Below are 12,551 nucleotides of genomic sequence, written 5' to 3'. Positions count from 1 at the left end.
CCGGACTCTAGGGCCTGCAATCGCGGAACAGAAGCCTTTTTGCGACATTCTAGGAATGCAGCACGACCAGAATCCGAGAAGGTCGGAAACCTGACCGGCGAGGAAGCGGGAGGAAGGCCAAACTGGCCTTCGTCAAGGCATCGATGGCCACCTTGCGGCCGTTACCGTTCCGAGGCGGGGATTGCCACGTCCGACGCTGCTGCTCCCCGGCGCCAGACGATGATTTTCGGCGTGAAGACCTGAACGATCTCGCCGTCCTGATTGATTGTCTGGCTGCGAAAGGTAACGAGGCCTCGTTCCGGCCGGGAGCGCGAAGGGGCGATGGTCACCACCTCGCTTTCGACATGAATGCGATCGCCGGGTCGTGTCGCCTTCGGCCAGGCGATCTCGCCGCCGGCCCCGATCAGCCCGCCTGCGAGAGGAAGGCTTCCCACCAGCAATCGCATGGTCGTCGCGGCGGTGTGCCATCCGCTCGCGGCGAGCCCGCCGAACAGGCTTTCCTGGGCCAGTTCCTCGTCGAGATGGAAGAACTGCGGGTCATAGCGGGCCGCAAAGTCCAGGATCTCGTCGCGTTCGAGGATGTGGGCAGCGCTCAAGAAGCGCTGTCCGATCACAAGATCTTCGAGATAGAGCCTTTTGCCCTGTGTGATGGCACTCATGACTTCCGGTTCCGGTTTCAGCCGCCCAGTACCGCGTCCGGCGAACGCTTGGCGTACTCGTCGAGAACGATCTGGCGGATCGCGGTCTTGAGCAGCTTGCCGGTTGCCGTGTGCGGCAGTTCCTCGACGATGATGACGTCGTCGGGAATGCTCCACTTGGAGATCTTGCCGGTATAGACATCGAGCATGTCGTGGCGGGTAAACGTCTGGCCGGGCTTCACCACCACCACGAGGACGGGACGCTCGCCCCAGCGGGCGTCGGGAGCGGCAACCACCGCCGCTTCCTTGATCGCCGGATGGGCCTGCGCGATGTTTTCCAGTTCGATGGAGCTGATCCATTCGCCGCCGGATTTCACCACGTCCTTGGTGCGGTCGACGATCTGCACGAAGCCGTCCTCGTCCATGGTGACGACGTCGCCTGTGTCGAACCAGCCTTCGACGGCATGCGCCGGGCTCTTTTCGGTATTGTAGTAACCGGCCGCGACCCACGGGCCGCGCACCAGCATGGCGCCGAAGGCCTTGCCGTCGCGTGCCACCGGCTTCCCGTCGCTGCCGTCAATGCGGAACTCCATGCCGAACAGCGGGCGGCCCTGCTTGGACTCAAGCATGAGCCTCTGTTCGGCCGAAAGCTTTTCGTGCTTGGGGAGGAGCGTCGCCGCAAGCCCGATCGGGCTCGTTTCCGTCATGCCCCAGGCATGGCGAACCGTGACGCCCATGTTGTGGAAACGGCTGATCATGATCGGCGGCGTGGCCGAGCCGCCGATGGCGACGCGCTTCAGGCTCGAAAACTTCTGGCCATGGGCATCCATCCAGTCGAGCAGGCCGAGCCAGACCGTCGGCACGCCCGCGGTCGCGGTCACGCCTTCGCCTTCGAACAGCGAATGCAGGCTTGCGCCATCGAGGTTCGGGCCGGGCATGACGAGCTTTGCCCCGACCATCGGCGCCGCGAACGGCAGACCCCAGGCATTGACGTGGAACATCGGCACGACCGGCACCACCGCGTCATTGGCCGAAAGGCTGAGCACATCCATGAAGCTGATCGCCATGGCATGCAGCACGCTGGAGCGGTGGCTGTAGAGCACGCCCTTCGGGTCGCCTGTGGTGCCCGAGGTGTAGCACAGGCCGGACGCGGTGTTCTCGTCGAACACCGGCCATTCGAATTCGTCCGACTCGTCTGCGATCAGCGTCTCGTAGCAGACGAGGTTCGGTAGCACCTCCGACTTCGGCATGTGCGCCTCGTCGGTCATCATGACGACGGCCTTCAGCGGCGCCAACCGGTCTGCCAACGCTTCGAGGATCGGCAGGAAGGTGAGGTCGGAGAACAGCACGCTGTCGTCGGCATGTTCGATGATGTAGCCGATCTGCTCGCGGAAGAGGCGCGGGTTGATCGTGTGGCACACGAAGCCCGAGCCTGATACGCCGTAGTAAAGCTCCATGTGGCGGTAGCCGTTCCAGGCGAGCGTGCCCACCCGGTCGCCATGCTCAAGGCCGAGCTTCTTGAGCGCGTTGGCGAGCTTCTGGCTGCGCTTCGAAAGATCCGCATAAGTGTAGCGATGGATGGGGCCTTCAACGGTCTTCGAAACCACTTCCGTGCTGCCGTGATAGGTCGCTGCATGACGCAGGATCGACGACACGAGCAGCGGTGCATTCATCATCATGCCAAGCATGGTCTTCTCCTCCCGGGATAAACTTCGATCAGAACAGGTCGGCGTCGAGCGCCATGATATCGGCGGCGCCGGCGCGGATCGCCGCGTCGAGCGCCGCGGTCTGCGGCAGCAGGCGGGCCGCGAAGAAGCGGGCAAGCGCGAGTTTGCGCTGTTTCAGCGGCGACGTTGCATCGGCCGAGGCTTTTTCGGCCATGCGCACCCAGAGCCAGCCAAAGCTCACCAGCGCGAAGAAGCGCAGGTAGTCGGTGGCGCTCGCTCCGGCCTCCACCGGATCAGCGCCCTTGGCCAGCAAGTCTTCCGTCAGTTTCTCGAGCCGGGCAAGAGCCTCAATGACGGAGATCTTCACCGTCTCCAGTTCGGCCGAACCCTTCGTTGCCGAGAGATCATCGCGCACCAGCGCGAAGAAGCCGCGCGCTACGGCGCCGTTTTCCATCGGCAGCTTGCGGCCGACGAGGTCCATGGCCTGCACGCCGTTGGTGCCCTCATAGATCTGGGCGATGCGGGCATCGCGCACATACTGCTCCATGCCCCATTCGCGGATATAGCCGTGGCCACCGAACACCTGCTGCGACTGGACGGCGATCTCGAAGCCGAAATCGGTGAAGGCGGCCTTCACCACCGGCGTCAGGAGTGCCACGAGACCATCGGCCTTGCGACGAGCCTCCGGATCGGGATGGCGGGCGGCGATATCCATCTGCAAGGCGGTCCAGATGGCAAGAGCGCGGCCGGCCTCGGTCAGCGACCGGCCGGTCAGCAGCATCTTGCGCACATCGGCATGCTCGATGATCGGCACGGGGCCGCGCGCACCGTCGACGGAACGGCCCTGCAGGCGCTCGCGGGCGTAGGCGACGGCCTTCTGGTTGGCGGCCTCGCCGATGCCGAGCCCCTGAATGCCGACGAACAGGCGTTCGGCATTCATCATCGTGAACATGGCGTTGAGGCCGCGGCCGGGTTCGCCGACCAGCCAGCCGATGGCGCCGTCATAGTTCATCACGCAGGTCGGCTGGGCGTGAATGCCCATCTTGTGCTCCAGCGAGCCGACCGACATGCGGTTGCGCTCGCCGAGCGAGCCGTCTTCCTTGACGAGGAACTTGGGCGACAGGAACAGGCTGATGCCCTTCACGCCCTTCGGCGCGTCGGGCAGGCGGGCCAGCACCAGATGCACGATGTTGCCACCGAAATCCTGGTCGCCGGAGGAAATGAAGATCTTGGTGCCCTTGATGGCGTAGGAGCCGTCGCCCACCGGCTCGGCGCGGGTGGTCAGCAGGCCGAGATCGGTGCCGGCTGAGGATTCAGTGAGCGCCATCGCCCCCGTCCATTCGCCGGAGATCATCTTCGGCAGATATGTCTGCTTCAGCTCGTCGCTCGCATGGTGCGCGATCGCCTCCACCGCACCGCGAGTCAGGCCCGGAAACAGGCCGAAGGAGAGGTTGGCGGAAGACAGCATCTCGTCCAGCAGGATCTGCAGCACGCGCGGCAGGCCCTGTCCGCCGAATTCCGGATCGCCCGACAGCCCGCCCCAGCCGGCCTCGACGAACGCCTTGTAAGCGTCGGCGACGCCCTTCGGCGTCGTCACCAGCCCGTTTTCCAGCTTGCAGCCTTCCTCGTCGCCGGGGCGGTTGAGCGGTTCGAGGATCTCGGCGCAGAACTTGCCGCCTTCCTCCATGACGCTTGCTGCGAGTTCGGTATTGACCTCTTCAAAGCCGGGAAGGGCGGCCATCTGCGCGTCGAAGTCGAAGACCTCGCCGAGCAGGAAGGAGATGTCGTCGACGGGAGGGATATAGCCAGCCATGGGAGTTTCCTTGCCTCTTCTTGTTCAGTTGCGCAGCGGTTTGCCGGTCGAAAGCATGTGCTTGACGCGGTCCACGGTTGCGGGTGTTGCGAGCAGGTCGACGAAGGCCTCGCGCTCCAGCGCGAGCACATCGTCTTCCGTGAGCGGTTTCAGCGGATCGGCGGAAGGACCACCGGTCAGAACATTGGCAAGCGCGCGCCCGACTACCCCGTCATGCGTGGTGGCCCGACCGGCGAGCGCTTCGCCTTCGATGATGTTGTGGATCGCGGAAGCCCCCGATGGGCCAGACATGGCGATGTCAGGCGGTTCCGGCGCGACATAGCCTTCGGCGAGCGAAAGCGCCTTTGCCTTGGCGTCGGCGATCAGCCGGCTGCGGTTCATGGTGATACCGTCGGTGGCCTTCAGGAAGCCGAGATTGCGGGCATCGAAGGCGCTGGCCGAAACCCTGGCGGGCGCGATCAGGTTGAAGGCGGCAATCGCCGGCGCGACCGGTCCGCGCAGCGCGGCGGTCGATGCCGAGAAGCGCAGCATCATTTCCTTGCAGCCGCCCCAGCCTGGTACGACGCCGATGCGGGTTTCGACGAGGCCGATGGAAAGCTCCGCATGGGCCTGGATCGCGTCGCAATGCAGGAGGATCTCGCAGCCACCGCCGAGCGCCAGCCCGGCTGCAGCACCAACCACCGGGAAGGGGGCATATTTCACCGCCTTGAAGGTGCGGTGGCCATGGTCGATGAAGGCGCCCAACGCCTGGCGGCCGCCCTTTTCCACCGTGTCGAGGAAGACGCGCAGGTCGGCGCCCGCGCTGAACACGGCGGCATCGCTGCCGATCACCAGTGCCTTGAAATCCTTCGCTGTGCGTTCGACAGCCTTGTTGATGGCGTCGAGCAAAGCGGGATTGTAGGTGTTCATCTTGGTGCGGAATTCGAGGCAGGCGACGCCGTCGCCGAGATCCCAGAGGCTTGCCGCGCCCCAGTCCTCGACCGGCTTGCCGGCGAGCTTGAGGTCGGAAATGAGCAGCACGCCGTCACCCTTGGCAATCGGTTCGACCGTGCCGCCAGGCAGGAGGTTGGCGCGCCTGCTGTTGACGACCGAATAGAAGCCGCCTTTTTCGGCAGCAAGCGAGAGGTAGGCGGGGACAGTAACGCCGCGCGCTTCGAGCCGCGCCTTCAGCCAGCCTGCGCCAAGCCGGTCGATCAGTTCGAACGGACCCTGCTTCCAGCCGTAGCCGGTGCGCATCGCCTCATCCACGGCATCCGGCGTGTCGGCGATATCCGGCACCAGCGACGCGGCATAGGCAAGCGCCTTTTCCATGACGACCGAGGCATAGCGGCCGCCTAGGCCGGCATGCTCCATCAGTGCGCGCGGATCGCCGCCCGAGGCATCGAGGCTCTCGGAGGAAACCGCCTTCTGCGGCCGGTAGTCGCCGGTTTTCAGGTCGGTCACGTCGCGCGACTTGCGGTCGGGCGAAAGCCGCACGAAGCCCGCGCCGCTTTTGCGGCCGAGACGATTTTCCGCGATCATGCGGGCGATCAGCGCCGGTTCGGCGTCGTAATCCTTCACCGCGTCGCCTTCCGGCGTCGCATTCTGCAGGCTGCGCAGAATCGTTGGCATCAGGTCGATGCCAACGAGATCCAGCAGGCCGAAGATGCCGGTGGAGGGAATACCGAAGGGTTTGCCGATGATGGCGTCGGCCTCCTCGACATCGAGGCCGAGTTCGATGGCCTCGTTCTGCGCCACCACCATCCAGTAATTGCCGATGCGGTTGCCGATGAAGCCGGGCGTGTCCTTGCAGACGACCACGCTCTTGCCGAGGCCGCGATCCGCGAAGCCACGGATCGTCGCGGTCACTTCGGGCTTGGTTGCCTTGCCCGAGACGAGTTCCAGGAGCCGCATGATGCGCGGCGGATTGAAGAAATGCGTGATGAGGAAGTCGGCGGCGAAACCTTCCGGCAGACCATCGACCAGCGAATGCAGCGGAATGGTCGAAGTGTTGGAAGATACGATCGAACCCTTCTTCCTGACGCCGTCGATGGCGCGGTAGAGCGTCTGCTTGATCTCCAGCTTTTCCGCGACAGCCTCGACGATCCAGTCGGCGTCGGCGATCAGCGCCAGGTCGTCCTTCGTCGAGCCGGTGGTGATGCGGCTCGCGAATGCCGGGTCCATGAAGCCGTTGGCCTTGAGCTGGCGGGCGACGCCGCCGTCGGCGAACTTCTTCTCCATGTCGAGCAGCACCACGTCCAGCCCTGCATTGGCGAGATGGGCGGCGATGCCCGAACCCATGACGCCCGCGCCGATGACGGCGGCCTTTCTGATCTCAGCCATGATTACGCGGCCTCCAGAACCATGGCGATGCCCTGACCGCCGCCGATGCACTGGGTGGCGAGCGCATGGCGTCCGCCGTCGCGCTTCAGGAGCAGCGACGCCTTGCCAACAAGGCGGGCGCCGGTCGCACCCAACGGATGGCCGAGCGCGATTGCGCCGCCGTCGCGGTTGAGGCGGGTGGGATCGATGTCGAGGTCGCGGCAGCAGGAGAGAACCTGCACGGCGAAGGCCTCGTTCATCTCGATCACGTCGAGATCGGCGGCGGAAATGCCGGCGCGTTTCAGCGCCTTGCGGCTCGCCTCGACCGGGCCAATGCCCATGATCTCGGGCGCGCAGCCGGAAATCGCATATCCCGAGATGCGGGCGAGGGGCTTAAGGTTATGGCGCTTAACGAAGTCCTCCGAGCAGACCAGCGTCGCGGATGCGCCGTCGGTGAGCGGCGAGGAATTACCGGCGGTGACCGAGCCGCCGGCCTTGAAGGCGGTCTTGAGGCCGGCGAGCTTTTCGGCATCGGTGTCGCGCGGGCAGCCATCGGCGGTGACATCGCCGATGGGAGCGATCTCTGCGGCCAGCCGGCCATCTGCACGGGCGGCGAGCGCCTTTTTCTGGCTCTCCAGAGAATAGGCGTCCTGTTCCTCGCGCGAGACGCCGTAGCGGTCGGCGAGGTTCTCGGCCGTCAGCCCCATGTTGAGGAAGGCGATGCGCTGGGCGTCGCTCCAGGCCGGGTTCGGCATGGGGTTGAACCCCATCATCGGCACGCGGCTCATGCTTTCCACGCCGCCCGCGACGAAGGCGTCGCCCGCGCCCATGGCGATTGCGCCGGCCGCCATCTGGATTGCCTGCATCGAGGAACCGCACCAGCGGTTGACGGTGGAGCCGCCGACAGTTTGAGGAAGTCCGGCGATCAGCGCCGCGCAGCGGGCGATGTTGAGGCCCTGTTCGCCTTCGGCAAAGGCGCAGCCGAGGTTCACGTCTTCGAGTTCGGAAGGGTCGATGCCGGAGCGGCCAACCAGCGCCTTGATGACGGCGGCTGCGAGATCATCCGGACGAACGCCGGCAAGCGCGCCGCGATAGGCGGGCGCAAAGGGGCTGCGCAGGTAATCGACGATATAGATTGCGGTCATGGTCATTTCTTTCCTGTTCTCGTCTGTCGCCGTCGCCCATCTCGCGGAGGCGCCGCTTGCCGATGATGATCTCTGGTTGGCCCGGAAGGGCTTCAAATCGGAATGAGGTGCCGATCCTGCCGTGCGGCGGACGGACGCCTTGCAGCCAAACGGTCACGTCCCGCTGCCATCTCCCAGAAGCGAGCGGCCGTTTCACCACTTTGTGCAATTGCCTGAGACCATCCGATCAATCGTTCGTCCTCCAACAGGAGACGATATGTATCAAACGATTGTTACAGTTCGCAAGTGCGAAATTTTGGATGCCTCGATCCGGCCGGAATTCGCCGTTTGGGAAAAACGCCGGTCTGCGCTAATAGCGTTGACGAGATGTGATCGTGCACAACAAGAAACGCCGGGAGAGCCAATGACTGAAGGGGACGGCCAGGACAAGACGCGCCCGCTGCAGAGCAGGCTCGGCGGAGCGTTGGCGCAGAGCGATCTCAGCGAGCGTCACCGGGATATCTTGGAGGCTGCTGCCCTTCTCTTTGCCGAGCGCGGCTATGCTGCGACCTCGGTGCGCGACATCGGTGAGCGTGTCGGCCTGCTTGGCGGCTCGCTTTATCACTACATCAAGTCGAAGGAAGCACTGTTCGTCCGTATCCACGATCTCGCCTTGCAGGTGGCCGAGGACCGGATCAGAGCGGCCATGGCTGGCATCGATGATCCCTGGGCAAGGCTTGAGGCGGCCTGTGTCACCATGATGGAAATCCAGCTCGACCCCGATTCGCTGACCATGCCACTGATGAACGACTTTGCCTCGGCGCCGGCAGAGATCCGCAGTCGGCTTGTGGAGAAGCGCGACGCCTTCGAACACATCTTTCGCGAGCTGATCGCCGATCTGCCGCTCGATCCAGCGCTTGACCGCGGTGTCTATCGCCTGCTGCTGCTCACCTTGCTCAACAACATCAGCGGCTGGTACCGACCTGGCCGGATGACGCCGGAAGAGATCGGCCGCCAGATCGTACGCATCTTCCGGCATGAGGCCGACGGGGTGACGGCCAAGCGATGATTTTATGCTGAGCGCGCAAAGACCCCGTTTGCCGATTTGGCTCGGCTCGCGATGCGCTGCCCCTCGTCGGTTCGGAAGGCACCGAGCTGGCCGCGCAGCTTGCCCGTTTCCCCGGCAAGGGATTGGGTGGCCGCATTGGTCTCCTCGACCATGGCCGCATTTTGCTGCGTGATCTGGTCGAGCTGACCGATTGTCGCGCTGATTTCCGCGAGCGCAACCGACTGTTCCCTGGACGATTGCACGATGGTCTCGACCTGCTGGTTGATCCGCTGCACATGCGTTTCGATGCCGGCAAGCGCCTCACCCGTGTGTCCGACCAACGCCACGCCGCTGGCCACGTCGCGCGATGAGCGCTCGACTAGTCCCTTGATTTCCCGTGCCGCCACCGCGGAGCGCTGCGCAAGTTCGCGAACCTCCTGGGCAACCACGGCAAACCCCTTGCCGGCCTCACCGGCGCGGGCCGCCTCCACACCGGCATTGAGCGCCAGCAGGTTTGTCTGGAAGGCGATCTCATCGATCACGCCGATGATTTGTCCGATCTGGTCCGACGATCGCGCGATCTCCCGCATGGCCGAGACCGTATTGGCGACGATCTGCGTCGCCTCCGCTGTATCGTTGGTGGCGGTACCAACCGCAGATCGTGCCTCCTCCGCACCGCTTGCCGACATCTTCACGGCGGTTGCGACTTCTTCCAGCGCAGCAGCCGCCTCCTCGAGGGCCGCAGCCTGACCGGCCGTGCGATGGGCCAGATCGTCGGCGGCGCCCTGAAGGTTTTTGCAGCCGTCGTTGATTGACGTGGCATTCGAGCTGGCCACGGACACGAGCCTTTCGAGAGTGTTCATTGAAGCGTTGAAAGCGATCCGCAGCGGTTCGAGGCTTGAAGACAGCGGCTGCTCGATGCGATGTTGGAGATTGCCGTCGGCGAGCGCCCCAAGTCCCTTGCCGAGTTCGGCGAGCGCCAGCTCCAGTTCTTCAGCCCGCCGTGAGCGCTCCCGTTCGACGCTTTCTGCCTCCGCCTGCCGCTCTGCAGCGCGTTGCAGGTCCTCTATGCGCTCTAGCTCGACCTTATGCTTCGCGGCCGCGATGGCATGACCGACCGCCCGTGCCATCGCCCCGGTCTCATCTTTCGAGTCCATCGAGTCGACAGTGACGTCGGCCTTGCCGCTTGCCAGGTCTTCCACCGCAGACGTCAGCCGCTGCATCGGCCGCACGACGCCGAGCCCGATCCAGATCGACAAGATGAGCGCTGACGAGCCGGCAATCGCCAATATGGAGCCGATGAATACAAGCGCCGCTGTCTCGCGGCGCGCGAGATTGACGGCATCCTCGCGGATCCTGGACATGATTTCCTTCTCGACCTGCCGCATGATGTTGATGCGGTCTGTCGCGGCGGCATACCACCGGCCGGCGTCCCAGCCTGAAAGGTCGGCATGCTCCCCGGCTGCCAGCAGCTGAGAACGCATCGCGGCGAGCTCCTTCTGCGCGTCGGGACGGATGTCTTCAAGGGTCGCTTCGGGCGTGAGATTGGCTGTGCCCAAACCATCCAGCAGGGTGGATTGTGCACCGTAAAGAGCGGAGAGCCGCAGGATGGTTGCACCGTCGATTTGACCCGACGAGAGAACGCCGTTCCCGAGTGCGCGCTCCTGTCCGGCATACTCCTTGGCGAGCGACAGCTGATTGTAGGCATCGATCTCGTTGCCGAGCTGTCCTGCCATGCCGCTGTCGGCCAGTGATTGCGGGATGGCCAGGAGCCTGCCGACCAGTTCGACATAGGCCGCATTGCTCTGGGCGACCGTGACGGCGGCCCTGTCTATCTCTCCGCGTATCTTCAGAACGTCTTCGTGCAGGAGCCGTCCGATGTTTCTCGCGGCGTCGCCGAGGTAAACGGTGTCTGCAGTCTGCAGCGCGACGGCAAGTTCGTCGAATCGGGTGCGGGCCTTTGCGAGCCGCTCGCGAGCCTCCGGACGCTTGCTGCCGAGATATCCCGCGCTTTCTCCGCGTTCGGTCTGCAACTGATGGACCGTTTCGCCGACGGCTACGATGTAGTCGCTGACGGTCACCAGCGATGTGGCTTGGCGGTAGGATTCCAGGTTCCTGTCGATGCGATCATAGGCGAGCCCGGCGACGAGAAACAGGGGAAGGGCGACCGCAAGCAGAATCCGCTTGGTGATCGAAACATTGGACAAACGCATGGACGACAGCTCCGAAGATACCGGCGTCATGCCGTGCGGCCGCGGTTCATCCGTGGCAAGGAAGTTCGAGCTTGTCGGTAGACGGTATAGCGCCTGGCGTCTTTGTTGTGTCGCAAAGAACGCAACCGAAGCGCGCAAGGGTTGGCTGGCCGATGCCAGGGGAATTTTGGGCGGCTCCGCAAGAGCCGCCCGACAGTCGGTAATCAGAGTAATTCCAGCAAAATTGTGAAGCGGCTTTGCGTCCGGAATTACGTGAAAACAAAGAGATAGATCATTGAAGGCGACTCCTTTTTCGCCGGAAATGCTCTAGCCTTCGAAGCGGTAGCGCTCGATCGATTCCGGCTTCATCTCGATCGAGAAGCCGGGCAGGGACGGCGGCATGTAGGCGGCGTTCTCGATCCGGCAGGGATCGATGAAATGCTCATGCAGGTGATCGACGAACTCGATCACGCGGCCTTCCTTCGTGCCGGAGACGGCCACATAGTCGATCATCGACAGATGCTGGACATATTCGCAAAGGCCAACGCCGCCGGCGTGCGGCCAGACCGGAAGGTTGTACTTCGCCGCCATCAGCAACACCGCCAGCACTTCGTTCAAGCCACCCATGCGGCAGGAGTCGATCTGCACGATGTCGATCGCGCCGCCGGCGATCATCTGCTTGAAGACGATGCGGTTCTGGCACATTTCGCCGGTCGCGACCTTGACCGGAGCGACTGCCTCGCGGATCGCCTTGTGACCGGCGATATCGTCGGGGCTCGTCGGTTCCTCGATGAAGAACGGCTTGTAGACGGCAAGCTCGTTGATCCAGTCGATGGCCTGGCCGACTTCCCAGACCTGGTTGGCGTCGATCATCATGTAGCGATCGTCGCCGATCACCTCACGGGCGATCCTGAGACGGCGCTTGTCGTCTTCGAGGTCACGGCCGACCTTCATCTTGATATGGGTGAAGCCCTGGTCGACGGCCTCCTGGCAGAGGCGCCGCAATTTCTCGTCATCATAGCCGAGCCAGCCGGCCGAGGTGGTGTAACAGGGATAACCTTCCTTCTCGAGTGTGGCGATGCGCGCCGCCTTTCCGGCTTCGGCCTTTTTCAGGATCCCCAGCGCTTCTTCCGGCGTCAGCGCATCGGTCAGGTAACGGAAGTCGACGATCGATACGATTTCCTCGGGGCTCATGTCGGCAACCAGCCGCCACACCGGCTTGCCGGACTGCTTTGCAAGCAGATCCCACACCGCGTTGACAACGGCGCCGGTCGCGAGATGCATCGCGCCCTTGTCCGGGCCGATCCAGCGCAGCTGGCTGTCGCCGGTGATGAAACGCCAGAAGCGGCCCGGATTGGCCTTGATCCAGTCGAGATCGAGACCGACAACGAGATGCTCCAGTGCATCGATCGCTGCGCAGCAGATTTCGTTGCCGCGGCCGATGGTGAAGGTCAGCCCGTGGCCTTCCAGACCCGGCTCGTCCGTGCCGAGCACGACATAGGCCGCCGAATAATCCGGGTCCGGGTTCATCGCGTCCGAGCCGTCGAGGCTCTGCGAGGTGGGGAAGCGCAGGTCGATCGAGCGCAGGCTGGTGATTTTGGTCATGGGTCTATGCCTTGGTTCTGCGATTGTCTTACGCGTCTTGCCTGAACGTCTGCTTCTGCGCACCGAGGCCCTGGATTCCGAGTTCGACGGTGTCGCCGGCTTTGAGGTAGCGGGGCGGCTTCATGCCCATTCCGACGCCGGGGGGCGTACCAGTGGAGATGAC

The 12,551-nt window shown here is 64.0% G+C and carries 9 protein-coding genes; 1 reads left to right on the top strand and 8 read right to left on the bottom strand.

What is annotated here, in order from left to right:
- Window positions 1-161: 161 nt before the first annotated feature.
- Genes ACX93L_RS19855 through ACX93L_RS19835 form a run of 5 tightly spaced genes read right to left on the bottom strand, consistent with a single transcriptional unit; the run spans window position 162 to window position 7,564 of the window.
- Window positions 162-659 carry a MaoC family dehydratase gene (locus ACX93L_RS19855; RefSeq protein WP_459406441.1) on the bottom strand — a complete coding sequence of 166 codons (498 nt, stop codon included), beginning with the start codon at window positions 657-659 and terminating at the stop codon, window positions 162-164.
- A 17-nt stretch (window positions 660-676) separates the two neighbouring features.
- Complete coding sequence (locus ACX93L_RS19850) at window positions 677-2,326, bottom strand: long-chain-fatty-acid--CoA ligase (protein WP_459406440.1); 1,650 nt, start codon at window positions 2,324-2,326, stop codon at window positions 677-679.
- A 28-nt stretch (window positions 2,327-2,354) separates the two neighbouring features.
- Window positions 2,355-4,118 (bottom strand): acyl-CoA dehydrogenase C-terminal domain-containing protein, encoded by a 1,764-nt coding sequence (locus ACX93L_RS19845; RefSeq protein ID WP_459406439.1) that lies wholly within the window; start codon window positions 4,116-4,118, stop codon window positions 2,355-2,357.
- A gap of 24 nt (window positions 4,119-4,142) precedes the next feature.
- Window positions 4,143-6,440 carry an FAD-dependent oxidoreductase gene (locus ACX93L_RS19840; RefSeq protein WP_459406438.1) on the bottom strand — a complete coding sequence of 766 codons (2,298 nt, stop codon included), beginning with the start codon at window positions 6,438-6,440 and terminating at the stop codon, window positions 4,143-4,145.
- A gap of 2 nt (window positions 6,441-6,442) precedes the next feature.
- On the bottom strand, window positions 6,443-7,564 hold the full coding sequence (locus tag ACX93L_RS19835) for a thiolase family protein (RefSeq protein ID WP_459406437.1): 1,122 nt from the start codon (window positions 7,562-7,564) through the stop codon (window positions 6,443-6,445).
- A 403-nt stretch (window positions 7,565-7,967) separates the two neighbouring features.
- On the opposite strand from ACX93L_RS19835, the gene ACX93L_RS19830 reads away from it, so the two are divergent.
- Window positions 7,968-8,612: a TetR/AcrR family transcriptional regulator gene (locus ACX93L_RS19830; RefSeq protein ID WP_459406436.1), complete on the top strand. Its 645-nt coding sequence runs from the start codon at window positions 7,968-7,970 to the stop codon at window positions 8,610-8,612.
- Between the two features lie 2 nt (window positions 8,613-8,614).
- Here ACX93L_RS19830 and ACX93L_RS19825 read toward each other — a convergent pair whose 3' ends face one another.
- The 3 genes from ACX93L_RS19825 to ACX93L_RS19815 form a co-directional block, all read right to left on the bottom strand.
- Window positions 8,615-10,804: a methyl-accepting chemotaxis protein gene (locus tag ACX93L_RS19825; protein ID WP_459406435.1), complete on the bottom strand. Its 2,190-nt coding sequence runs from the start codon at window positions 10,802-10,804 to the stop codon at window positions 8,615-8,617.
- Window positions 10,805-11,110: 306 nt separating this feature from the next.
- On the bottom strand, window positions 11,111-12,388 hold the full coding sequence (locus ACX93L_RS19820; RefSeq protein ID WP_459406434.1) for an L-fuconate dehydratase: 1,278 nt from the start codon (window positions 12,386-12,388) through the stop codon (window positions 11,111-11,113).
- Window positions 12,389-12,416: 28 nt separating this feature from the next.
- A partial coding sequence (locus ACX93L_RS19815; protein ID WP_459406563.1) for a fumarylacetoacetate hydrolase family protein occupies window positions 12,417-12,551 on the bottom strand: 135 nt, incomplete at its 5' end.

It is taken from the genome of Rhizobium sp. CAU 1783 (assembly GCF_054551725.1).
The sequence above is the reverse complement of the archived record's forward strand: the minus strand, read 5'-3'. Positions and strand labels throughout refer to the sequence as shown.